The 22,781-nt window shown below is 73.8% G+C and carries 18 protein-coding genes and 1 riboswitch; of the genes, 11 read left to right on the plus strand and 7 right to left on the minus strand.

Translation table 11 applies throughout. The annotated features are described in order from the left end of the window. Positions 1-43: 43 nt before the first annotated feature. The 3 genes from Q7L65_RS08015 to Q7L65_RS08025 all read right to left on the minus strand — a co-directional run bounded on the left by Q7L65_RS08015 (position 44) and on the right by Q7L65_RS08025 (position 6,152). Positions 44-3,697, minus strand: a complete 3,654-nt coding sequence (locus Q7L65_RS08015; protein WP_304720152.1) for an alpha-galactosidase — start codon at positions 3,695-3,697, stop codon at positions 44-46. Positions 3,698-3,930: 233 nt separating this feature from the next. Then, a complete protein-coding gene (locus Q7L65_RS08020; RefSeq protein WP_304720153.1) occupies positions 3,931-5,025 on the minus strand; it encodes a glycerate kinase in 1,095 nt (364 codons plus the stop codon). A 65-nt stretch (positions 5,026-5,090) separates the two neighbouring features. Continuing rightward, positions 5,091-6,152 carry a helix-turn-helix domain-containing protein gene (locus Q7L65_RS08025; protein ID WP_304720155.1) on the minus strand — a complete coding sequence of 354 codons (1,062 nt, stop codon included), beginning with the start codon at positions 6,150-6,152 and terminating at the stop codon, positions 5,091-5,093. A 79-nt stretch (positions 6,153-6,231) separates the two neighbouring features. On the opposite strand from Q7L65_RS08025, the gene Q7L65_RS08030 reads away from it, so the two are divergent. Further along, the gene (locus Q7L65_RS08030) at positions 6,232-6,702 is read left to right on the plus strand and encodes a pyridoxamine 5'-phosphate oxidase family protein (protein WP_304720156.1); all 471 of its coding nucleotides are present in this window, start codon (positions 6,232-6,234) and stop codon (positions 6,700-6,702) included. 144 nt (positions 6,703-6,846) lie between these two features. Here the strand turns inward: Q7L65_RS08030 and Q7L65_RS08035 are convergent, their stop codons facing one another. From Q7L65_RS08035 to Q7L65_RS08050, 4 genes are all read right to left on the minus strand, one after another. Continuing rightward, the gene (locus Q7L65_RS08035; RefSeq protein ID WP_304720157.1) at positions 6,847-7,059 is read right to left on the minus strand and encodes a flagellar biosynthesis anti-sigma factor FlgM; all 213 of its coding nucleotides are present in this window, start codon (positions 7,057-7,059) and stop codon (positions 6,847-6,849) included. Between the two features lie 78 nt (positions 7,060-7,137). Next, positions 7,138-8,700, minus strand: a complete 1,563-nt coding sequence (locus tag Q7L65_RS08040; protein WP_304720158.1) for a hypothetical protein — start codon at positions 8,698-8,700, stop codon at positions 7,138-7,140. Between the two features lie 289 nt (positions 8,701-8,989). Beyond that, positions 8,990-10,318, minus strand: a complete 1,329-nt coding sequence (locus tag Q7L65_RS08045) for an NAD(P)/FAD-dependent oxidoreductase (protein ID WP_304720160.1) — start codon at positions 10,316-10,318, stop codon at positions 8,990-8,992. A 291-nt stretch (positions 10,319-10,609) separates the two neighbouring features. After that, positions 10,610-11,374 (minus strand): GntR family transcriptional regulator, encoded by a 765-nt coding sequence (locus tag Q7L65_RS08050; protein ID WP_304720161.1) that lies wholly within the window; start codon positions 11,372-11,374, stop codon positions 10,610-10,612. 165 nt (positions 11,375-11,539) lie between these two features. Here Q7L65_RS08050 and Q7L65_RS08055 point away from each other — a divergent pair, with 165 nt between their 5' ends. The 10 genes from Q7L65_RS08055 to Q7L65_RS08100 all read left to right on the plus strand — a co-directional run bounded on the left by Q7L65_RS08055 (position 11,540) and on the right by Q7L65_RS08100 (position 22,779). Further along, positions 11,540-12,655, plus strand: a complete 1,116-nt coding sequence (locus Q7L65_RS08055; protein ID WP_304720163.1) for a sugar ABC transporter substrate-binding protein — start codon at positions 11,540-11,542, stop codon at positions 12,653-12,655. A gap of 5 nt (positions 12,656-12,660) precedes the next feature. After that, positions 12,661-13,800 carry an SIS domain-containing protein gene (locus tag Q7L65_RS08060; protein ID WP_304720165.1) on the plus strand — a complete coding sequence of 380 codons (1,140 nt, stop codon included), beginning with the start codon at positions 12,661-12,663 and terminating at the stop codon, positions 13,798-13,800. Positions 13,801-13,869: 69 nt separating this feature from the next. Then, positions 13,870-15,075 carry an N-acetylglucosamine-6-phosphate deacetylase gene (gene nagA, locus Q7L65_RS08065; protein ID WP_304720167.1) on the plus strand — a complete coding sequence of 402 codons (1,206 nt, stop codon included), beginning with the start codon at positions 13,870-13,872 and terminating at the stop codon, positions 15,073-15,075. Between the two features lie 123 nt (positions 15,076-15,198). Beyond that, a complete protein-coding gene (locus Q7L65_RS08070; RefSeq protein ID WP_304720168.1) occupies positions 15,199-15,819 on the plus strand; it encodes a hypothetical protein in 621 nt (206 codons plus the stop codon). A 38-nt stretch (positions 15,820-15,857) separates the two neighbouring features. Beyond that, a riboswitch (cobalamin riboswitch) is annotated at positions 15,858-16,041 on the plus strand. Between the two features lie 116 nt (positions 16,042-16,157). Then, entirely contained in the window at positions 16,158-17,186 is a 1,029-nt protein-coding gene (locus Q7L65_RS08075) for an ABC transporter substrate-binding protein (RefSeq protein ID WP_304720169.1), read from the plus strand. Continuing rightward, the gene (locus Q7L65_RS08080) at positions 17,186-17,989 is read left to right on the plus strand and encodes a trans-aconitate 2-methyltransferase (protein WP_304720170.1); all 804 of its coding nucleotides are present in this window, start codon (positions 17,186-17,188) and stop codon (positions 17,987-17,989) included. The genes Q7L65_RS08075 and Q7L65_RS08080 overlap by 1 nt, the downstream gene beginning before the upstream one ends. Continuing rightward, complete coding sequence (locus tag Q7L65_RS08085) at positions 17,986-19,092, plus strand: iron ABC transporter permease (protein WP_304720172.1); 1,107 nt, start codon at positions 17,986-17,988, stop codon at positions 19,090-19,092. Before Q7L65_RS08080 ends, Q7L65_RS08085 begins: the two co-directional genes overlap by 4 nt. A 10-nt stretch (positions 19,093-19,102) precedes the next feature. Beyond that, positions 19,103-19,867, plus strand: coding sequence for an ABC transporter ATP-binding protein (locus Q7L65_RS08090; RefSeq protein WP_304720173.1), 765 nt, complete (start codon positions 19,103-19,105; stop codon positions 19,865-19,867). Between the two features lie 9 nt (positions 19,868-19,876). Further along, positions 19,877-21,094, plus strand: a complete 1,218-nt coding sequence (locus Q7L65_RS08095; RefSeq protein ID WP_304720175.1) for a low temperature requirement protein A — start codon at positions 19,877-19,879, stop codon at positions 21,092-21,094. Positions 21,095-21,159: 65 nt separating this feature from the next. Then, positions 21,160-22,779 carry a peptide chain release factor 3 gene (locus Q7L65_RS08100; RefSeq protein WP_304720177.1) on the plus strand — a complete coding sequence of 540 codons (1,620 nt, stop codon included), beginning with the start codon at positions 21,160-21,162 and terminating at the stop codon, positions 22,777-22,779. Positions 22,780-22,781: the final 2 nt, after the last annotated feature.

The raw sequence follows: 22,781 nt of genomic DNA on the forward strand, positions 1-22,781 counted from the left end.
TGACTCCGCGGGCGTAATCACCCGTCGAGCCGGGAAATGCGAGTTACTGGCGTTCGTAGGTGACAGTCACGGCGGTGCCGCTGCCGAGTGACACGGCCAGGCCGCTGTCCTCGAGCTGGGCGCCGGTCTGTCTGCTGCTCGTCGTGACCGGGTCGGGATCCGCCAGCAGCGTGATCGTCGGATCCCAGTAGGTCGCGTCGTAGGCGTAGTCGCCGTTGTTGGCGACGACGAAGCGGAGCGTGTCGCCGGCGCTGACGGCGACGCTCTGCAGGTCGGCGCTCGTCGTGTAGCCGCCGGCGTCGTCGAATCTGACCGTTCTGGTCCACAGCGTCGTGCCGTTGAGCAGGACGCTGGCGATCACGCCGTTGCCGCCGCCCGTGTCCTGCTTGCGCACGCGGCCGCTGATGCGGACGTTGCCGGCGCACGGCGCGACCCACGCGCGCACCGCGTCGTAGCTGTTGTCGGGATGCATGCTGCCCGCCGCGACGTATGCGCCGGCCGTCGACAACGGCCCGTACCAGGCGCCGGCTCTGTAGCTGCCGTCGGTGTAGGCGCCGCCGCTCTTCGCACGCGCCTGATAGCGCCACTGGTCGGCGCCCTGCGTGTCGCTGAAGTCGGCGGAGGCGGTCCAGCTCGGCTCGGTCACGACCGAGATCGTCGGGTCCCAGTAGGTCGCGTCGTTGGACCAGTCGCCGTTGTTGGAGATCACGAAGCGGATGCTGTCCCCGGCCGAGACCACGACCTTGTCCAGCTCCACGTTGGTGGTGTGACCGGTCGCGTCGTCGTATCTGAGCGTGCGCGTCCACAGCGTCGTGCCGTTGCGCAGCACGCTCACGATCACGCCGTTGCCGCCGCTGACGTCCTGCTTGTACGCGCGCCCGCCGATCCGCACGACGCCGGTCAGCGGCGATACCCACGTGCGGACCGCGTCGTAGCTGTTGTCCGGGTGCATGCTGCCAGCGTTGACGTAGCCGTTGCCGGGCGTGTACCAGGCCCCGCTTCTGTACGTGGCGTCGCTGTAGGCGCCGCCGCTCTTGGCACGTGCCTCGTAGCGCCACTGGTTGTCGCCCTGTCTGGCGCTGAAGCCGGTCGACGCGCTCCAGCTCTCCTCCTGCACGAGCGTGACCGTCGGATCCCAGATCGTCGCGTCGTTGGCGTAGCCGCCGTTGTTGGCGACGACGAACGAGAGCGTGTCGCCGGCGCTGACCGGCACGTCGCTCAGCTCGACGTCCGTCGTGTAGCCGGTCGCGTCGTCGTAGGCGATCGTGCGCGTCCACAGCGTCGTGCCGTTGTGCAGCACGCTCGCGATCACGCCGTTGCCGCCGGAGACGTCCTGCTTGTAGGCCCGCCCGGTGACGCACACGACGCCCGCGACCGGCGCGACCCAGCGACGGACGGCGTCGTAGCTGTCGTCGGGATGCTGGCTGCTGGCTGCGACGTAGCCGCCGGAGGTCAGCAGCGGGCCATACCAGGCGTTGTCTCTGTAGGTGTTGTCGGTGAACGCGCCCGTGCTCTTGTTGCGCATCAGGTAGCGCCACTGGTTGTCGCCCTGTCTGGCGCTGAAGCCCGACGAGGCGGTCCAGCTCTGCGTCGTCGCGGCGTAGGAGGTGAGCGCGTAGGTCGCCGCGCGGTCGAGCCCGCGCAGCAGCAGTCTCTGGCTGGCCGTCCCCGAGCCAGGCCGGCGGAACGCCTGCACGAAGCCGCTGTCGGCGTCGCGCGCGTTGTACTGCCACGCCATCCACGCGTCGTCGGCGTCGCTGTACGCGGTCAGCGGGTGGTAGTCGCCGAGGTAGGAGTCCGCGATCGCCGCCCACTCCGCCGTCAGCGGGGTGAGCGCGGTCCAGTTGGTCGCCGGGTCGTCGACGTTGACGGGCATGTCGAAGCACGCCGTCATCGCGCTGCGCTGGACGTAGCCATTGCCCGGGTCGCTGTTGGCCGGCGCCTGGTTGCCGCTGACCGGCAGCCACAGCGAGAGGCCGTAGTTCTGGCACTGCGCGGCGACGGGCGGGCGCACGAGGTCGCTGCGCAGCAGCGGGATCGCGTACTGCAGCGACTGCACGTCGACGCGCCGCCCACCGCTGGCGCAGGTGTCGATCTGCAGCGTCGGGTTGGCTGCCAGGATCGCCGCCCAGTAGGCGAGGTGACCCTCGACGTAGCGCGCCTGCGTCAGCCCGCGGCGGCCCGACAGGTCGGCCTCGTTCCAGTACGGCAGCGGCTCGATGTTCGAGTCCTCGCGGTAGAAGCCGGAGACGTCTCTGTAGGTGTCGTTGACGTGCTGGTCTTCGAGCAGGCCGTTGAACGTGGCGATCGCCCACGCGAGCGCGTCAGGGTCACCGAAGTCGAACAGGCGGTCGTCTCTGGAGCCGAGGAAGCCGACATAGCCGGCGGGCGGCTGGATCAGCCACTCGGGATGGCTGCTCGCCAGCCACGTGCCGAGCCGGACGCGCTCGGGCTCGAACCAGAGGATCGTCGACAGGCCGAGTTCGCGGGCGCGGTCGGTGACCGGAGCGAGGCCGTTGGGGAAGCGCGTCGTGTTGACCTCCCACGTGCCGGTCGGCTGCCAGTCGGTCGCGGACGCCGACTGGTACCAGCCCGCGTCGATCCAGTAATGGTCGTAGCGCCCGCCGGTCACGAGCGTCTGCCCGTGGTCGGCGTAGCCGTCGAGCCATCTGAAGTGGTCCGCCTGCGTCGCTCCGAAGCTGTAGTGAGTCGCCGACAGGTGCGGCTGCGGCGGTCGGCCCTGGTCGCGTTGCAGGTGGTAGTCGACCATCCAGCGCCGCCACGTGTTCTGGGCGTCGAGCCAGCCGTCCTCGCTCCACGGCTGCAGCACGATCATCGGCGTCCGGATCGACTCGCCGGGCGCCAGCCACAGCTGCGTCAGGTTCAGCGCGGCGATGTGGTCGCCGTCGTCGGCGTCGTCGAGCGTGCACATGCCGCCGCGCAGCGTCAGCGCCTGTCTGTCGGTGCGGTTGACCTCGACGCCCCACTGACCGGGCCACCCGATCGCGAGCACGATCCCCTGACCGCCCCACTCGACGTTGTAGTACGGCCAGCCGTTGGGGATGTAGCTGCCGCTCGTGTCCGGCTCGTCGCGAAAGCTCGAGGGGCGCCCGCCGGCGGTCGTGAAGAGGCGGTGGGCTCTCGACGCGAGCGGCACGTCGATCGGGCGGAAGTCGTGCACGCTCTGGTTGCTGCCGATGCCGGTGTGGATCGTCCAGTCCGAGCCGGCCGGACCGGCGACCGCCTCGGCGACGTCGAGGTCGACCGCGAGCACGTCGGCGAGCGTCGAGCTGTTGGATCTGCCACCGTTCTCGAACTCGACGATCCAGCTCAGGTTCGGATAGCCCGGGTACTCGGTCGCCGTCCAGCGTACGATCAGCCCGCTCGTCGCGTCGGTCCACGTGACGGTCGTCTGCTCGGCCCCGTTGGCGAGCGTCTGCGTCGTCGTTCTCTGCGGCCATCTGGCGAGCAGGCCGGCCGAGCCGACGCCGCCGTAGGTGAACGAGAAGGGGGGCGCCGCGAGCAGGTCGTCGAGTGCCCCGGCGGGCGCCGCTCCCGATCCCGCTCGCACCAGCGACGGGAAGGCGGACGCCAGCACGAGCGCGCCGGCTCCCGCGGCGCCCCCGGCGAGAAAGTCCCGTCGGTTGAATCGACTGCGGCTGCTGCTGCGGTCGCCTGACTGCACGTCGCGCTCCACGTCGGCCTCCTGTCTCCCGGGCACGGGGAAGCGGCCCGGCGGGACCCACCCGCCGGCCGTCGTCCAGCTCTCATCGGACTGCGGGGAACCTAGCGACGCGTGCCGCTTAATGCAACCTGTGTTTCGACTAGTGGGACAATCCTGGAAAGGCGGCCACCTGCGGGCATCCGGCGACCGCGCACACCGGGGCGCGGCGCGGCCCGAACCGCGCAGACGGCCTCACGCGAGCCGCTTCAGCGACCGGCGACGGCCGCGCGTGCGGCCGCCTCCAACTCCGCGCCGGCCGCGGCGAGCGCCTCGGCGAGCGGGCGGTCGGACGGGCCGAGCGCGCTGACGGCGCGAGCGCCGCGACGGCGCAGCTCGTCCGCGGCCGCCTGCTCGACCCGGCCGCCGAGCACGACGACCGGTACGCCCGCTGCCGTGCAGCGGGCGACGACCGCCGCGACCGCCTTGCCCTGCAGCGTCGAGGCGTCGACCGATCCCTCCGCCGTCAGACACAGCGCCGCGCCGTCCAGCAGCGCGTCGAAGCCGGTCAGCTCCAACACCGCCTCCGCACCGGCCCGCGTGCGCGCGCCGAGCGCCTGCAGCGCCGCCCCGAGCCCGCCGGCGGCGCCCGCGCCGGGCGTCTCGGCCGGGACCCCGAGCGATCTCGCCCAGCGGCCGAGCGCAGCGTCGAGCGCCTCCACCTGCCGCGCGCTCGCGCCCTTCTGCGGACCGAAGCGACGGGCGGCGCCGTCGGGCCCGGTCAGCGGCGCGGCGACGTCGACGAGCAGCTCCAGTTCGACCCCTGCGCGCAATCGCGGATCGAGACCGCTCAGGTCCAGCGACTGATCGGCGAGCAATTCGCCGCCGTCGCGGGCGCAGCGTGCGCCCAGCTCGTGCAGCATGCCGGCGCCGCCGTCGACCGTCGCGACGCCGCCGACGGCGACGAGGATCCGCTGCGCGCCGCGGTCCAGCGCCGCGCGGATCAGGACGCCGACACCGGCCGAGGAGGCGCGCTCGACGTCGCGCTCGACGTCGCTCAGCGTCCCGAGCGCGATCGCCTCGGCGGCCTCGACCACGAACACGTGGTGGGGCAGCTCCGCGATCCGCGCGCGGGCGGGTCGACCGAGCGCGTCGGGCGCGTCGAGCTCGTGCACGGTCGCCTGTGCGAGGAAGACCTCGAGCGTCCCCTCGCCGCCGTCGGCGATCGGCAGCTCGCGCGCCTGCGCGCCCGCCGCCCGCACCCCTCGCGCCAGCGCCGCGGCCGCCGCACGCGCATCCAGCGCACCGCGCAGTTTGTCCGGTGCGCACAGCACCGCGGTCGTTTCGTCAGCCTGGCTGGACATGGCGCCGGACGTTAGATGACCGGGCGCCGCGCCAACCGGCTCGCCCGCCGCCGCGCGCGTCCGCTTCAGCGGCGTGTCGCCTGCCTGTCCTGCTCCCACTCGATCGGATCGCCGCTGGCGAGCCCTGCGATCCCCAGCTCGCGCAGCACGCCGGCGAGCGTCTCGCGGCGGATCGCGCCGTAACTCAGCACGTGCGCGACGACGCCCCCGTAGGTGAACGACTGCGGCGGCTCGCAGAGCGCGTCGACGAACGCGTCGTCCCATGCACCGCGGTCGCGGATCGCGCGCACGATCCGCGTGAACGTGCGCGCGGCGCGCTCGAAGCGGTCGAGCAGGTCGACGACCGCGCGCGGTTCGCCGCGGCCGGCTGGCTCGCTCGCCGCCGCCGGCTCGCCGAACGGCTCCGGCACCACCTCGCCCGCCATCGCCGCGACCCACACCTCCAGCGTGAAGACGAGCCGCTGCGCCATCACCCCGGCACTCGCCTCCTCGCCCTCGAACGCGAGGATCACGAGGCCGGGCCGCAGCGCTCGCGCGAGCTCCTCGGGCGGCACCGTCGCAGCCGCGCGCAGCAGCTCGCGGACGCGGTCGAGGTGGTGTGCGACCAGGCGGTCGGTCAGGTCGCGGGCGAGCGGGAGCGGGAGCGGTGCGAGCGGCTGCCGCGCGGCTGCACCGAACCCGGCGGCCGCGCCGGACCCCGCGGCCGCGCCGGCCATGGCGCCGCGAGGCGCGAGCGGGGCGCCCGGGATCAGCAACCCCGCCGGCGGATGGAAGTGGATCCCGTTCGGCGCCTCCAGCGCGACCGGCGCAGCCGACGCCGCGAACGCGCTCGGCGCCACGTCATAGGCGCGCGAGAACGCGCGCGAGAAGGCGGCGAGCGACCCGTAGCCGGCGGCCGGCGCGACCGCCGACGGTACTTCGCCCGCGACCCGCAGCTGCCACGCCGCGCGCTCCAGCAGCAGCCGCCGCCGCAACCCGACCGGCGACTCGCCCGTCGCCGCGGCCAGCAGGCGGTCGAGATGGTCGCGCGAGAAGTGGGCGCGCTCGGCCAGCTCGCGCCCGCTCGCGGCCGGCTCGTCGAGCGAGCCGAGGACGAGGTCGATCAGCTCACGCAGACGGTCGGCCATCGCGACATCCTCGCGCACCGCTTGATCGTTTTCGACCTCCTGCTCGACGCCGCCGCCCCGGCGCGGCACGATCGCTCGCATGCCCAGTTGGTCGGACTTCACCGCCGCCGCGCCCGCGCTCGCCGCGCAGGTGCAGGAACGGCTCGACGCGCACGTCCACAAGACGCTCGCGACGCTGCGCCGCGACGGCGCGCCGCGCATCAGCGGCACCGAGACGAGAATCGCCCACGGTGAGCTGTGGATCGGCTCGATGTGGCAGGCGCGCAAGGCGCTCGACCTCTTGCGCGACCCGCGCTACGCGCTGCACAGCGGCTCCGACGACCCGCCCGCGTGGAGCGGCGACGCGAAGCTCGCGGGGATCGCCGAGGAGCTCACCGATCCGGCGCTGGTCGAGGAGATGAACGGCGAGGCCGCCGCGGGCGGTCCGAGCCACCTCTTCCGCCTCGACATCCGCGAGGCGTCCGTCGTGAGCCTGCGCGAGGACGGCAGAGCGATCGTGATCACGTCGTGGAAGCAGGGCGGCAGCGTCCGCACGCTGGAGCGGGACTGACGCTCGAGCCACCGCTGCCGTGCCGCTCGCGCGCGCGGCCGCTCGCCAGCGCCCCGGCGCCACGCCGCCGTTCGCGGTGAGCTGAGGAAGGTCCCAGCCGGCCGAGCGCGGCGAGCCGAATGCTCGCCGCCGGCCGGCCAGGTGTCAGAGCCCGGCGGAGCTGTGCGTGAGCAGCTCGCGCTGGACCTGGCGATGGAACTGCGCGCGCTCGATCAGAACCTCGGCGAGCCTGTCGGCATCGACGTGGTACTCGCCGGACGCGATCTGCTTCGCGAGCAGACGCAGGCGCGACGAGCGGGTGATGCGGTCCCGGCGAGCGGTGGTGATGCGCTGGATGCGGTCGTTGGTAGCGACCATCATGGTGCTCCCTTTCGTTCCTTGAGATTCACGGAGAGGAACCCCGTCCGATCGCGGACGGCGGCTCGTGTGGTGGTCTCAGGAAACGGGTGGTCCGCGCGCAGAGAGGTCCGAGGTCGGCGTCGCCGCGTTGCTCGCGAACGTGCAGGGCGGCGCTGCGGACTCGGCCTCGGCCAGCTGCGCGCTGAACGATCCGACGATGACTGCGAAGAAGCTGATGCCCGCCGCGGAGCTGGTGCCGGCTGCGGCGGCGCTGGTCGCGTTGAGCGGCGACGAGGGCGAGTCGAGCGGGCTGACGGGCGGGCCGCGAACGGTCGCCGGCTCGTCGCCGAGGCGCTGCTTGCGCTCGACCTGCTCGGCGATCGGTGCGGGGATCGTGCCGGTCATCGGCGTCGGCGACGCGGACGCGACGGGGGTCGGGGCGCAGACGACGCCGTCGCCGCTGCGGGCGCTCGAGGGCGACTCCTTCACCTGGGCGGCGACGGGGTCCGCCGGCACGATGCCGAGGTTGACGAGCGTCGTGTGCACGATCCGTTTGACGGCGGCCTCACGCGCGGCCTCACGCTGAGCGCGCTCTGCCGTCGCGCCGCCGGCCGGCGTGGTCGGCGCTATCGGCACCGACACGACGGGGTCGAGCACGGGCGCCAGCGCGACGCGCTGAAGCGGTGGCTGCGTGTGCACGACGGGCGCCTGGGCGAGTGCCTGCGCCTGCGTGCCCTGGTTCGGAGTCTGGGAGTTCGCGCCGTTGCCGGTCGCCTGCGTCGCGGGCGCCTGCGCCTGCGCCGGCGTGTCGACCGCGGTGACCGGGCGCAGCACGCCGGACCCGGTCGCGGGCTTGGGCTGCGGCGCGGGCACGTCGGCCTCGACCGGCGTCGGCCGCGGCGTGGGCCGCTCCTCGGGCACGTCCGGCACCGGCGGCGTGTCGACCGGCGTCTCGACGACGGGCTGCGGGTCGACCGGCGCCGGGGCGGCCGGGGCGGGATCGGCGGGAGCCGGATCGACGGGACCCGGGTTGGGATCGACCGGCGTGGGATCGGGATCGACCGGGGTCGGGTCGTCCGTGCCGGGATCGACCGGAGTCGGGTTGTCGGAGCCCGGATCAGCGGGCGTCGGATCGTCGGAGCCCGGCTCAGCCGGCGTCGGATCGTCGGAGCCCGGATCGGCGGGCGCGGGATCGTCAGAGCCGGGATCGGCGGGAGTCGGATGATCGGAGCCCTGATCGGCCGGCGCCGGGTCCTGCGGGGCCGGATCGACCGGAGCGGGATCTCTCGAAGGTGCGGGCTCGGCCGGCGCGGAGTCGCCCGCGCCAGAACTGCTCGGCGCCGGCGCTCTCGGGGCGGCCTGGACCGGCGCGACCGGCTGAGCGGCGGGCGCGGGAGCCGGCTGGGCGGCCGGCGCGGGAGCCGGCTGAGCGGCCGGTGCGGGAGCCGGCTGAGCTGCCGGCGCGGGAGCCGGCTGCGCAGCGGGGGCCGCCGCCTCCGGTGCCGGCTGTGCGGCCGGAGCCGCAGCCTGCGCTACGGGCTGAGCGGCGGGCGGCGCCGCTGCGGCCGGAGCGGCGGCGTGCTGCGCCGGCGGCTCGGTCACGTCGGCGGCGAACGCTCCGGCGGCGGGTGCTCCACCGAATGCGGCGAGCGCCGCCAAGCCGACGAACCCAGCGCACAGTCGACGCCGCAGGGCGGCGGAGCGAGGGCGGGGCACGAGGATGGGAAGGCGTTCGTCCATGAGTTGCCGAGACGTGGCTCTACACGAACCTCGGCATCTCGCGAGAAAGCTTTAGCGAATCGTGCGCAAGCTGGCCCGGGAGGCGGACACCCGGACTCAGATGGCGCACTGCAGCTGCAACCAAGCGCCCGCTAGGTGGTCGGCATGCGAGCGCGAAGCTGTAGCGCTGCAAGCCTTCGCCCAAGCGAGCGTCCGGCTCGTATGCGCTTCACAGCTTGCGCGCAGCCTCGCCCCACAGCTCGTTGAACGTCGGGAACTGGGGCACGAAGTCGCGCAGCACCGCGAGCGGGACCGCGGCCTTGATCGCGAGCGCCGGCGTGTGGATCCATTCGCCCGCCTCGGGTCCGACGGCCCACGCCCCGACGAGCACCCCGCGCGCCGCGTCGAGCAGCACGCCGACGCCGCCGAACAGCTCGCGGCCGTACGTCTCGGTGCGGTCGACCTCGGCGAGCGCGACGTGCGCGCTGCGGATCCTCAGCCCGGCCTCGGCAGCCTGCGCCGCGGTCATCCCGACGGCCGCGACCTCCGGCTCGCCGAAGACGACGCGCGGCACGGCGCGGTAGTCGGCGCGCGCGTCGCGGCCGAGCAGGTTGTCGACGACGACGCGGCCCTGGTAGCCGGCGACGTGCGTGAACGGCGCGACGCCCGTGACGTCGCCGACCGCCCAGAAGCCCTCCGCGGCGTGGCAGCGCGCGTCGACCTCGACGCGACCGTCGCGCAGCGAGACGCCGTTCGGAACGAGCCCCTCGACGCGCGGCGCGCGGCCGGTCGCGACGACGAGCCGCTCGACGTGGTGCAGCCCGCCATCGGCGGTGTGGACCTGGACGCCGGTTTCGTCGTGCTGCACATGCGTGACCTCGGCGTGCGTGCGAACGTCGACGCCGTGGGCTCTGAGCACATCCCAGACATGCTCGGAGACCTCCGGGTCCTCGCGCGACAACGGCCGCTCGGCGCGCTCCAGCAGCGTCACCACGCAGCCGAGCTGCGAGAGGTACTGCGCGCTCTCCAGCCCGACGGGGCCGGAGCCGAGCACGACCGCCGAGCGCGGCACCTCGCGCAGGGAGGTGACTTCACGGTTGGTCCAGACGTGCTCGCGCTGCAGCCCTGGGATCTCCGGCACGACCGCCCGCGAGCCGCTCGCCAGCACGATCTCCGGCGCCCGCAGCTCGCACTCGCCGACGAGCACGGTCCCGCGCTCCGGCACCTGCGCCTCGCCGCGCAGCAGCGTCACGCCGGTCGACTCCAGCCACTGCGCCTTGTGCGCGTCGTCGAGCCCGGAGTTCATGTAGTCGCGGTAGTCGCGGATCGCGAGCCAGTCCTGCGCCGGCTCGCCGACGCCCGCGACGTGCCGCGCCTCCTCGCGCAGCTGCCCGGGCCGCAGCAGCGTCTTCGACGGGATGCACGCCCAGAACGGGCACTCGCCGCCGACCAACTCGGCCTCGACGACCGCGACCCGTCTCCCCGCCGCCGCCAGCGCCGGCGCCACCGCCCGCCCACCCGGCCCGGTCCCGATCACGATCACGTCGAAGTGGTCCATGCGGGCGAGCGTACCCGCGCGGCGGGCGTCATCTCGTGAGCCGATAGCGGACCCCTCGTCCACGGGCGTTCTTGACCGGCTCGATCCGACCGTCCTCGTTGTAGAGCCGGCTCAGCACGTTCGAGGCACGAACACGCTGCGTCGTGAGCAGCGCAGCCCTCGTCGAACGCGGGCAGGAGCGGAGCCGCCAGACGCGATCGCTCTGATCCGGGCGGGGGCAGCAGCGAGCACGGGCGAGAACGACTGGGTCGACTTCAAGGAGGAGGCCGGGACACTCGCGAGGCGACGTTCTCAGCCGCGCGGGCGCTGGTGCATGTCGATCTCGTAGCGGTCGCCCCGATACAGGGAGCGAGCCGACTCGATCACGCGGCCGTTCTGGCGGCGGGTGGTGCGGCGGAAGAGGAAGGCGGGGGCGCCGGGGGCGGTCGCCAGCAGCGCCGCCTCCTCCGCGCTGAGGGCGACGGCGCTCGCGCGCTGGCTCGCCTCGCCGAAGGTGACGCCGTATCTGCTGCGCAGCAGGCCGTAGAGCGAGCGGTCCTCGAGCGCCGCGTGCTCCAGGCGCGGGAAGTCCTCGGCCGGCAGGTGGACCCACTCGACCGCCAGCGGCTCGTCGTCTGCCGTGCGGACGCGGTGGATCAGCACGACCGGCACGCCGGGCGGGCGCTCGAGCGCCGCCGCGAGCGCCGCGCCGGCCTCGATCAGGCGCTGCTCGATCACGTAGCCGCCGGGCGTCATGCCGCGCGCGACGATGTCCTCGCTGAACGACGAGAGCGCGTCGGTCTGCACGATCCGCGGGTCGGCGACGAACGTGCCCTGACGCTCGACGCGGTACGCGAGGCCGTCGGCCGTGAGCCTGTCGAGCTCGCGCCGGACCGTCATGCGGGCGACTCCGAAGCGCTCGGCGAGGATCCGCTCCGACGGCAGCAGCGCGCCGGGCCCGAGCCCCGCCATCAGCTGCTCCAGCGCCTGGCGCAGCTGCTCGCCCTTCGGCCGCGAGCCGACCAGCGGCCCGAGCGCGCTGGCGTCCGTGCGAGCGGGGCGACGGGTTCCCTCCATGGCGATGGTATATACCAGCCAAACGGCCGAAATGCCAGATGGGAAGGGCTCCACTCGGACAGTCTCGCGCCCACTCGCTTGACTGGTATAGACCAGCGGCGCTACGGTCGAAACGAGGTCGCCCACGGGCGGCCGGTCTGCAAACTCAGACGGGGAGAAGTGGGTATGTCGTTCATTCGCACGGGCACCGCCGTCGTGCTGGCCGGTGCGCTGGCACTCGGCGCCAGCGCCTGCGGCAGCAGCGACGACGACGGCAGCACGACCGCGGGCGGTTCGGCGAGCGGCGGCGACGCGCCGAAGATCGCGCTGCTGCTGCCGGAGTCGAAGACCGCGCGCTACGAGAACCAGGACCGTCCTAGCTTCGTCGCGAAGGTCAGAGAGCTGTGCCCGGACTGCGAGGTGATCTACGCCAACGCCGAGCAGGACGCCGCCCAGCAGCAGCAACAGGCCGAGCAGGCGATCACGAACGGGGCGAAGGTGCTCGTGGTCGACGCGGTCGACGTCAGATCGGCGGCGGCGATCGCCAACAACGCCAGATCTCAGGGTGTGCCGGTCGTCAGCTACGCGCGCCTGATCGACGGCGCCGACGTCGACGCGTACGTCTCGATCGATCCGTTCAGAGTCGGCCAGCAGCAGGGCGAGGCGCTGCTGAGAGCGCTCCCGAGCGGTGGCTCGGGCGCCAGAGTCGTGATGATCAACGGCGCCCCGACGGACTCCAACTCGGCCCCCTACAAGGCGGGCGCGCACGACGTGCTCGACAGAGCCGGCGTCGACGTGGTGAAGGAGTACGACACGCCCGACTGGAGCCCGGACAGAGCGCAGACGGAGATGGAGCAGGCGATCGCCGCAGCCGGCAAGGACGGCTTCGACGGCGTCTATTCCGCCAACGACGGGATGGCGGGCGGCGCGATCGCGGCGATGAGAGCGAACGGGATCGACCCCAGATCGCGGCCGACGACCGGGCAGGACGCCGAGGTCGCCGGGCTGCAGCGGATCCTCACCGGCGAGCAGTTGATGACCGTCTACCAGCCGATCAACGAGATCGCCTCGACCGCCGCGCAGCTCGCGGTGCCGTTGGCGAGAGGCGAGGGCGTCCCGTCGATCACGACGACGACGGTGGACAATGGCGGCTCCAAAAGAGTGCCGTCGGTGCTGCTGGACACGATCGTGATCACGAGAGACAACATCCAGGACACGGTCGTCAGAGACGGCTTCGCGACCGCGGCGCAGATCTGCACCGACGCCTACAGAGCCGCGTGCGACGCGGCCGGAATCAGCTAGACGCGATGTCCGCGGGTGCGCGCATGGCCGCCGAGATGGGGCAGCAGCCCGAGGTGCTGCAGCGGCTGATCGGACGGGCGGATCGGGTCGCCCAGACCGTCCGCGCGCTCGCCCCGGCGCTGCTGCACGGCACGACGATCGTCGCGCGCGGCTCGTCCGACCATGCGTCGGTCTACGGCCGCTACCTGCTGGAGCTGGCGAGCGGGCGCCCGGTCTCGCTCGCCGCCCCGTCGCTGCACATGCTCTACGGCGCACGCGTCGACTACTCCGGCCAGCTCGCGATCGCCGTCAGCCAGTCCGGCCGCACGCCGGAGATCGTCACGACGCTCAGACGGCTGCGCGCCGCGGGCGCGCGCGGGCTGGCGATCACGAACGACGGCACGAGCGACCTGGCGGACGCCGCTGACGCCGTGCTGGCGCTCGAGGCGGGCGAGGAGCTGGCGGTGCCGGCGACGAAGACGGTCACCGCCCAGCTGCTGGCGTTCGCGCTGCTGGCGCGGGGGTTGGGAGCGCAGGAGACCGCTGGCGCGGTGGCCGGCGGTGCGACGGCGGGCGACGCGACAGCGGGCGGTGCGGCGGCGGGCGACGCGGCGGCAGGCGACACGGCGGCGGCCGGCGGCGATGGCGCGGTCCCGTTCACCGACGCCCAGCTTGCCGCGCTGCCCGGCGCGGTGCGCGACGTGCTCGGCGATCCCGGTCCCGCGCGCGCGGCGGCGGTGAGGCTGGCCGGCGACATGCGGCTGGTCGTGACCGCGCGCGGGCTGCTCTACGGCGCAGCCTTGGAGTCCGCGCTGAAGCTGCAGGAGACGGCGGCGATCGCGGCCGACGCGTTCTCCTCCGCCGACCTGCGCCACGGCCCGATCGCGATCGTCGGGGAGGGCTTCCCGGTGCTCGCGCTGTCCGCCGCGGGACCGGCGCACGAGGACGTCGCGGAGCTGGTCGCCGACCTGCGCCAGCGCGGCGCGCGCGTGCTGACGGTCTCGACCGACGGCGACGCCGACCTGCCGCTGCCGTCGTCGGGCGGCGAGGGTCTCGCCCCGATCCTCGCCGTCGTGCGCGCCCAGCAGCTCGCGCGCGAGCTGGCGCTGCTGCGCAGCCGCGACCCCGACGCGCCGGCCGGGCTGCGCAAGGTGACGGTGACGTGAGCCGACCTGCTCAGGGCGAGCTGGCCGCGGTCGGCCGCCGGCGACGCGCTCGGCGCGGGTGCGGCTGACGTGTCGGAGCTGGTCCTCACCGGCGGCCGCGTCGTCACCCCCGACGGCGTGCGATCGGTCGACGTGGTCGTGCGCGGCGGGAAGGTCGTGGACCTGCAGGAACCGGGTCCAGGAGACCCGGTCGGTGACGCGGTCGCGCTCGACGGGCGCTGGCTGCTGCCGGGGTTCGTCGACGTGCACGTGCACGGCGGCGGCGGGGCGCAGTTCAACACTGCCGATCCCGATGAGGTCCAGCGCGCCGCGCGCTTCCATGCCGGCCACGGCACGACCGCGCTGCTCGCGACGACCGTCGGCGCGCCGGTCGACGAGCTGCTCACAGCTCTGCGGGCGATCGGCACCGCGGTGTGCCAGCCGCAGCCCGGTGCGGCGCAGGTGCTCGGCGCCCACCTCGAAGGCCCGTTCCTCAGCCGCTTGCGCCCCGGCGCGATGGACCCCGCGCACTTCCGCGACCCGGACGTCGGTGAGACGACGAGTGAGCCTGGCGGGACGCACGCGCTCTCCGCCGACGCCCTGCGCCTGCTCGCCCACCCCGCGGTCCGCTCGATCTCGCTCGCACCGGAGCTGCCGGGGGCGTTGGAGCTGACGCGACGGGCGGTCGCGCAGGGGGTGCTCGTCTCGCTCGCGCACACCGATGCCGACAACGCGGAGGCGGTCGCGGCGATCGAGGCCGGCGCCCGCGCCGTCACGCACGCGTTCAACGCGATGCGACCGCTGCACCACCGCGATCCCGGCCTGCTCGGCGCCGCGCTGGAGCGCGACGAGCTGACCTGCGAGCTGATCTGCGACGGCGTCCACGTCGACCCGGTCGCGGCGCGATTGCTGCTGCGCCTGAAGGGACCGAACCGCACGATGCTGGTGACCGACGCGATCGAGGCGACCGGGCTGCCGGACGGCGACTACCGCCTCGGCGACCGCGCCGTCTGCGTCCGCGCCGGGCGCGCGACGCTGGCGGCCGCCGACACGATCGCCGGCGCGACGCTGACGATGGACGCGGCGCTCCGCAACGCCGTAGAGCTCGGCGGCGCGTCCGTCGCCGACGCCGCCCGCATGGCCGCCACGACTCCGGCCGAGCTGCTCGGCCTCGGCGCGACCAAGGGCTTGATCGCCCCGGGCCGCGACGCAGACCTCGTCGTGCTCGACGACGACCTCGCGCTCGCCGCGGTGCTCGTCCGCGGCGCGTGGGTCGACGGGCCGCCGACGACCTGACGCCGGCCGCCGACGCCCAGGCCGCGGCGCCTGGGTCGACGTGCCGCCGCGGCGAACTACGGCCGCGGTCGCGTAGCGGCGCCGGATGCGCACGCGGGCGGGCGGCGCGAGACTCGCTCGACGATGTCCGCCACCGACGCCCCGCCCCATCTGCTCGACGCGCTGCTCCCGCACGCCGACGCCGTCCGCGTCGAGCAGCGCGTGATCGACGGGAAGCCGGACGCGGTCTACGCCGCCGTGCGGGAGGCCGACTTCATGCGGGTCGGCGAGCAGCCGCTCGTGCGCGCGCTGTTCATGCTGCGCGAGCTCGGCGAACGGGTCGTCAGCGCCGTTCGCCGGCGCCCGCTTGCCACCCCCGCGCCGATCGCGACGATGCGGCTGTCGGACCTCGGCGCCGACGGCGAGTGGGTGATCCTCGGCGAGCGCCCGCCGCAGCAGATCGCGTTCGGCGTGGTCGGGCGCTTCTGGGCCGGCGAGACCGTCTGGGAGACGATCGCCGCCGGCCAGTTCGCAAGCTTCGACGAGCCCGGCTTCGCGCGGATCGGCGCGAGCTTCACGGTCACCCCGTACGGCGAGCGCCGCACGCTGGTCACCTACGAGTGCCGCACGCAGGCGACCGACCCGCAGTCGCGGCGCGCGTTCCTGCGCTACTGGCGCCCGCTCTCACCGTTCATCGGGATGGTCCTGCGCACGCAGCTGAAGGTCGTCGCGCGGACGGCGGCCGAGCGGGCCGGCGCGCGCTGAGGCGGCGGGCGCCGGCGGGATTCGCTCGCATCGTCGTGTAGGGTCCGCGGCGAGCCAGTCGCACCCACGCAATGGGTCAGGGAATCCGGTGAGAAGCCGGAGCTGACGCGCAGCGGTATGGGGAACGGGCGGAGCATCGGCCACTGGACCACACAGGTCTGGGAAGGCGCTCCACCCGGACGATCCCGAGTCCGAAGACCTGCTGGCTTGCGGCCCTTCGCGCGCGCCAGCGAGCGGGTGGCCGGATCGTCCAACGGGCCCCGCGAAACGGGTCCCAGATCGAAAGGCCACGCGTGCCCATACGCGTTCGCACCGTCCCCCTGCTGTCCGCTGCAGCCATGCTCGCCGTCGGCGCGCTCGCCGGCTGCGGCGCCAGCGACGAGAGCCCGTCCGCGACCGGCGCCGCGCAGGCCGCGCCGACGACCGCGACCACCGGCCACTCCACTACGACCGCAGCGGCGACCTCGTACCCCGTGATCCTCAGAAACTGCGGCCGCGAGGTTCACGTCGCGCAGCCGCCGCAGCGAGCGGTCTCGATCAATCAGCCGGCGACCGAGATCCTGCTCACGCTCGGCTTGCAGGACCGCATGGTCGGCAGCGCCTCGTGGAGCGATCCCGTGCTACCGAGCCTCGCCGCCGCGAACGCGAAGGTGCCGGTCCTCAGCAGAGACTTCCCCTCGTTCGAGCGCGTGCTGAAGACGGAGCCGGACTTCGTCTACGCGACCTTCGACTACTCGTTCACGAACGAGGGCGTCGCGCCGCGCGACCGCTTCGAGCGGCTCGGCGTGCCGACCTACCAGTCCTCCAGCGAGTGCGGCGGTCAGGACGCGCAGCAGGACAGCGCACTGACGATCGACGACGTCTACGCCGAGGTCGACGACGTCGCGGAGATCTTCGGGGTGCCGGAACGAGGCGCTGAGCTGGTCGAGTCGCTGAGAGCACGGATGGCGAGAGCCGCGGGCGGCCTCGACGCGAGCGACGTCTCGCTGATGTGGTGGTACTCCAGTTCGAAGACGCCGTACATCGCCGGCTGCTGCGGCGCGCCCGGGATCGTGACGCGCGCGGTCGGCGCCAGAAACGCGTTCGAGGACAACAGACAGCTGTGGCCGGAGATCGGCTGGGAGGCGATCCTCGATCGCGACCCCGACGTGCTCGTGCTCGCCGATCTGACGCGGGGCGACGAGGGCGACAGCGCCGCCGCGAAGATCAGGTTCCTCGAGTCCGATCCGGTCGCCAAGCGCCTGACCGCGGTCCGCAACAGACGCTACATCGTGCTGTCGGGCTCCGACATGGATCCGTCGCTGCGCAACGTCGACGCGGTCGAGAAGGTGGCCGACGGCCTGCGCAGACTCGGGCTGGCGGGCTGATGGCGGCCCGCTCGCCGGGCGGATCGGGCGCCGCGGCGCCCGCCGGCCCCGACTCGCTCCTCGGCCGCTGGGACGATCAGCAGGCCGCGTACATCGCCGATCGCGAGGGCCGCTTCCGGGCGATCGTGGACGTGCTGCGGCTGACGCTCGGCGACGCGCCGCTGGTGCTCGACCTCGCCTGCGGGCCGGGCTCGCTCAGCGCGCGCGTGCTCGACGCGCTGCCCGGCGCCCGCGTCCTGGGCCTCGATCACGACCCGCTCCTGCTCGACGTCGCGCGTCGCTCGCTCGCCGGCCGCAGGGAGCAGCGGCTGACGTTGCTCGACGCGGATCTGCTCGACGGGGGGTGGCCGGCGGCGGTCCTCGACGCGCTGGGCGGCGCTGCGCCCGACGCGATCGTCTCCACCACCGCCCTGCACTGGCTGAGGCCGGATCAGCTCGTGCGCGTCTACGCGCAGGCGGCGAGCCTGCTGCGCCGAGGCGGCGTGCTGCTGAACGGCGACCACTTCCGCTTCGACGCACGCTCGCCGACGCTGCGCGGCGTCGCGGCGGCGCACGACGAGGAGACGCAGCGGGCCGCGCACGCGGCCGGCGCGCCGACGTGGGACGCGTGGTGGGACGAGGCGCGCTCGGGCCCTGGCGGCGCGGCGCTGGCGGCCGAGCGCGAGCGCCGCTTCGCCGGCCGCGACGCGCCGCCGACGACCGCCGTCGACTTCCACCTCGCCGCGCTCGCGCAGGCGGGCTTCGCTGAGACCGGGACCGTCTGGCAGTTGCTCGACGACTACGTGGTCTTCGGCCGGCGATGAGCCCTGCGCCGAGCGGATCGCCGGCGCTGGACACGGCCGTGTCCGGCGCAGGCCGGCGTCGGCGTCGTCCCGGCGCGGCGGACGCGGGCCGGCGCAGCCGCGTCCTCGCCCTCGCGCTGCTCGGCGCCGCCCTGCTCGTCCTGTCGATCGGGATCGCGATCACGATCGGGCCGGCCGACATCGCGGTCGGGGACGTGTACGGGGTCGTCGGGCAGCACCTCGGGCTCGGCGACGCGGGCCTGACGCGGATCCAGGAGGGGATCGTGTGGGACCTGCGGCTGCCGCGCACGCTGCTGGCGGCGGTCTGCGGCGCGGGGCTCGCGCTGTGCGGGGCGATCCTGCAGTCGCTGCTGCGCAACCCGCTGGCGGATCCGTTCGTGCTCGGGATCTCCTCCGGCGCCTCGACGGGCGCGGTGCTGGTGATGGTCGCGGGCGTCGGCGGGGGCGCGATCGCGCTCTCGACCGGCGCCTTCGCCGGTGCGCTCGCCGCCTTCGCGCTCGTGCTGGCGCTGGCGGCGGTCGCGGGCGGTGGATCTGACCGCGTCGTGCTCGCGGGCGTCGCCGGAACGCAGCTGTTCTCGGCGATCACCACGTTCGTCGTGTTCTCCTCGGCGGACGCGGAGCAGACGCGCGGCGTGCTGTTCTGGCTGCTCGGCTCGCTCAGCGGCGCCGACTGGCAGGACGTCGCGCTGTGCGGCGCGGTCTGTCTGCTGGGCCTGGCGATCTGTCTGACGCAGTCGGCCGCGCTCGACGCCTTCTCGTTCGGCGAGGACGCGGCCGCGTCGCTGGGGATCGCGGTCACGCGCGTGCGCGCGCTGCTGCTGGTGACGACAGCGCTGATCACGGCGACGCTCGTCAGCGCGGCGGGCGCGATCGGCTTCGTCGGGCTCGTGCTGCCGCACGCGGCGCGGATCCTCGCCGGCCCCGGCCACCGCCGTCTGCTGCCGGCGACCGCGCTCGCCGGCGCGATCTTCCTCGTCTGGGTCGACACCGCCGCCCGCACCCTCTTCGAGCCGCAGGAGCTGCCCGTCGGCGTCGTGACCGCCCTGCTCGGCGTCCCCGCGTTCGCCGCGATCCTCGCGCGGCGGGGGCGGCGGACGTGAGGCAGAGCCGATGACGATCCACGCGCGCGAGCTGTCGTGGTCGGCCGGCGGCGTCCTCGTCGTCGACGGCGTCACGCTCGACGTCCCGGACGGCGCGACGCTCGGCCTGCTCGGTCCCAACGGGTCCGGCAAGTCGTCGCTGCTGCGACTGCTCGCCGGGTTGCGCAGACCGACCGGCGGCGCGGTCCTGCTGGACGACGTTGCGCTGAGCGGACTCGGCCGGCGCGCGGTCGCGCGGCGGGTCGCGGTCGTCGAGCAGCAGGCCTCGACCGAGGTCGACCTGAGCGTCGAGCAGGTCGTGCGGCTGGGACGGATCCCGCACCGCGGCAGCTGGTCCGGTGACGCGCACGCCGACGCGCGCGCGGTCGATCGCGCGCTGGAGGACACCGGCCTGCGGCAGCTGCGCGCCCGCCGCTGGCACACGCTGTCGGGCGGCGAGCAGCAGCGCGTGCAGATCGCCCGCGCGCTGGCGCAGGAGCCGCGCGAGCTGCTGCTCGACGAGCCGACCAACCACCTCGACGTGCGCCATCAGCTCGACCTGCTCGCGCTCGTGCGGCGGCTCCCGCTGACGACCGTCGTCGCGCTGCACGACCTCAACCTCGCCGCGACCTTCTGCGACCGCCTCGTCGTGCTCGCCGCCGGCCGCGTCGCCGCCGCCGGCACGCCTGCCGAGGTCCTCACCCCGCGGCTGATCGCGGACGTCTACGAGGTCGACGCGCGCGTCACTCGTGACGGCCCGAACGGCCGCCCAGCGATCCGCTTCCTCCCCACGTAGGCTTCCCGCATGAGCCGTTTCCAGCGCGCCGCGGGCGACCCGGAGAGACAGCGGGCGACGACGCTCGAGCTGTTCTACGACCTCGTCTTCGTGTTCGCGATCACGCAGGTCTCGCACCTGCTGCTGAGACATCTCGACTGGACCGGCGTCGGGCAGTCGGCGCTGGTGCTGCTGGTCGTGTGGTGGGCGTGGAACTACACGACCTGGGTCACGAACGAGCTGGACCCGGAGTCGATCGTCGTGCGGCTGGTGCTGATCGCGGTGATGCTCGCGTCGCTGCTGATGGCGGTCGCGATCCCGGAGGCGTTCGGCGACCGTGCGCTGCTGTTCGCGGGCGCATACGTCGCGATCCAGGTCGGGCGCCATCTCTTCCTCACGTTCGGAGCGGCGGCGCGGCACACGCCCGAGCGCGAGCGCGCGGCGCGGATCCTGATCTGGTTCGCGATCGCCGGCGTCTTCTGGATCGCGGGCGCGCTCGCGGACGGCTCGACGCGCACGCTGCTGTGGCTGATCGCGCTCGCGCTCGACTACACGGCGCCGCTGCACCTCTATTGGGTCCCGGGGCTCAGACGCGCGACGGGCGCGACGTGGGAGGTGCAGACCTCGCACTTCGCCGAGCGCTTCCAGCTGTTCGTGATCATCGCGCTGGGCGAGTCGATCGTGCTGACGGGCGCGACGACCTCCGAGCTGGACCTGACCGGCGAGCGTGTGGTCGCCTTCTGCGTCGCGTTCCTGACGACCGCCGCGATGTGGTGGCTCTACTTCAACTACGTCGCGCAGATCGCCGAGCGGCGGCTGGAGCTGTCGACCAACCGCACGAAGCTCGCGCGCGACGGATACACCTATCTGCACGCGCTGCTGGTCGCGGGCGTGATCGTCGGCGCCGTCGGCGACGAGCTGACGATCGCGCACCCGGGCGAGGTGCTGCCCGGCCCGGAGGTCGCCGTCAGCGTCGCAGGGCCCGCGATCTACCTGCTCGCGCACTCGCTGTTCCGCTGGCGGATGACCGGTTCGCCGGGCTGGAAGCGACCGGCCGGCGCGGTCGCCTGTGTCGCGATCGGCGTGCTGCTGGGCGGCGCGATCTCGGGGCTCGCGCTCGCCGCGCTGCTGCTGGTGGTGCTCGTCGCGGTGATCGCCGGCGAGTACGCCTCGGGCCGTCGCAGGGGCGCGCGCGGCGAGCCGACGCCGCTGGAGGCGCTCGACGCCTCGGCGCCGCGCGCTTCCTGACGCACGCGACCTCGCGCGAACGCGGCCTCGCGCGCGGATCGCCGCGACCCTGCCATCCTGAAGGGATGAGCAGCACGCCACTCGCCCCTGCGGCGTCGTCGACGATCGCCGCGGAAGCGGCGCGGCGGCGGACGTTCGCGATCATCTCCCACCCGGACGCCGGCAAGACGACGCTGACCGAGAAGCTGCTGCTGTACGCCGGCGCGCTGCACGGCGAGGCCGGCGCGGTGAAGGCGAGAGCGGGCCGGCGCGAGGTCACCTCCGACTGGATGGAGCTGGAGCGCAGACGCGGCATCTCCGTCTCCTCCACGGTGCTGCGCTTCGAGTACGAGGGCGACGTCTTCAACCTGCTCGACACACCTGGCCACAAGGACTTCTCCGAGGACACGCTGCGCGTGCTGTCCGCCGTCGACGCGGCCGTGATGCTGATCGACGCGGCGAAGGGCGTCGAGCCGCAGACGCTGCGGCTGTTCGAGGTCGCGCGCGCCCGCGGGATCCCGCTGCTGACGTTCGTGAACAAGTACGACCGCCCCGGGATGGAGCCGCTGGAGGTGCTCGACCACCTCTCCGCGACGCTCGACCTGCAGGCGATCCCGATGAACTGGCCGGTCGGCATCCCGGGCGCGTTCCAGGGCGTGATCGACCGCAGAACCGACCTCTTCCACCGCTTCACGCGCACGACCGGCGGCGCCACGATCGCGCCCGAGATGATCCTCGACGCGTCCTCCGCGCAGGACGCCGACGACCCTGCCTGGGCGACCGCGCGCGAGGAGCTGGAGCTGCTCGACGCGGTCGACGAGGAGTTCGACGACGCGGCCTTCCGCGACGGCCGCGCGACGGCGCTGTTCTTCGGCTCCGCCGTCTCGAACTTCGGCGTCGGGCCGCTGCTGAGAGCGCTCGTGGAGCTGGCGCCCGCGCCGTCGCCGCGGCGCGAGGTCGACGCCGACGGCGAGCCGGCCGGCGAGCGACCGCTCGACGCGCCCTTCTCCGGGCTCGTCTTCAAGGTGCAGGCGAACATGGACCCGCGCCACCGCGATCGGATCGCGTTCGTGCGGATCTGCTCCGGCCGCTTCGAGCGCGGCATGCGCGTGACGAACGAGCGCACCGGCCGCACGCTCGCGATGGCGCACGCGCACGAGGTCTTCGGCCGCGAGCGCTCGCTGATGGAGGAGGCGTTCCCCGGCGACGTCGTCGGCATCGTCGGCGCCGCCGACACGCGCGTCGGCGACACGCTGTGGCTCGACGTGCCGGCGCGCTTCCCCGCGATCCCGACGCTCGCGCCCGAGTTCTTCATGTTCGTGCGCAACGGCGACGTGTCGCGCTACAAGCAGTTCCGCCGCGGGCTGGAGCAGCTCGACGAGGAGGGCGTCGTGCACGTCCTCAGACGCGAGGCCGCCGGCGACCCCGTGCCGGTGCTGGCCGGCGTCGGGCGGCTGCAGTTCGACGTCGCCGTCAACCGCATGGAGAACGAGTTCAACGCGACCGTGCGGCTGGAGGAGGCGCCCTGGAACGTCGCGCGCCGAACCGAGCCCGGCGACGTGCCGAAGATCCGCGAGGCGACCGGCTCCGACGTGCTGGTGCGCGCCGACGGCACGCACCTGGCGGTCTTCCGCAGCGAGTTCGTGCTGCAGCGGCTGGAGCGCGACCACCCCGAGCTGACGCTCGACCGCCTGCTGACGCGCTGACG

This window comes from Conexibacter sp. CPCC 206217 (assembly GCF_030646165.1).
Taxonomy (GTDB): domain Bacteria; phylum Actinomycetota; class Thermoleophilia; order Solirubrobacterales; family Solirubrobacteraceae; genus Conexibacter.

Coding starts and splice junctions, on each gene's coding strand:
- Q7L65_RS08095 (WP_304720175.1), top strand. CDS start 19,877: ATGAGCCGTTTCCAGCGCGCCGCGGGCGACCCGGAGAGACAGCGGGCG.
- Q7L65_RS08050 (WP_304720161.1), bottom strand. CDS start 11,374: ATGGAGGGAACCCGTCGCCCCGCTCGCACGGACGCCAGCGCGCTCGGG.
- Q7L65_RS08045 (WP_304720160.1), bottom strand. CDS start 10,318: ATGGACCACTTCGACGTGATCGTGATCGGGACCGGGCCGGGTGGGCGG.
- Q7L65_RS08085 (WP_304720172.1), top strand. CDS start 17,986: ATGAGCCCTGCGCCGAGCGGATCGCCGGCGCTGGACACGGCCGTGTCC.
- Q7L65_RS08025 (WP_304720155.1), bottom strand. CDS start 6,152: ATGGCCGACCGTCTGCGTGAGCTGATCGACCTCGTCCTCGGCTCGCTC.
- Q7L65_RS08020 (WP_304720153.1), bottom strand. CDS start 5,025: ATGTCCAGCCAGGCTGACGAAACGACCGCGGTGCTGTGCGCACCGGAC.
- Q7L65_RS08030 (WP_304720156.1), top strand. CDS start 6,232: ATGCCCAGTTGGTCGGACTTCACCGCCGCCGCGCCCGCGCTCGCCGCG.
- Q7L65_RS08075 (WP_304720169.1), top strand. CDS start 16,158: ATGCTCGCCGTCGGCGCGCTCGCCGGCTGCGGCGCCAGCGACGAGAGC.
- Q7L65_RS08080 (WP_304720170.1), top strand. CDS start 17,186: ATGGCGGCCCGCTCGCCGGGCGGATCGGGCGCCGCGGCGCCCGCCGGC.
- Q7L65_RS08060 (WP_304720165.1), top strand. CDS start 12,661: ATGTCCGCGGGTGCGCGCATGGCCGCCGAGATGGGGCAGCAGCCCGAG.
- Q7L65_RS08035 (WP_304720157.1), bottom strand. CDS start 7,059: ATGGTCGCTACCAACGACCGCATCCAGCGCATCACCACCGCTCGCCGG.
- Q7L65_RS08090 (WP_304720173.1), top strand. CDS start 19,103: ATGACGATCCACGCGCGCGAGCTGTCGTGGTCGGCCGGCGGCGTCCTC.
- Q7L65_RS08100 (WP_304720177.1), top strand. CDS start 21,160: ATGAGCAGCACGCCACTCGCCCCTGCGGCGTCGTCGACGATCGCCGCG.
- Q7L65_RS08055 (WP_304720163.1), top strand. CDS start 11,540: ATGTCGTTCATTCGCACGGGCACCGCCGTCGTGCTGGCCGGTGCGCTG.
- Q7L65_RS08070 (WP_304720168.1), top strand. CDS start 15,199: ATGTCCGCCACCGACGCCCCGCCCCATCTGCTCGACGCGCTGCTCCCG.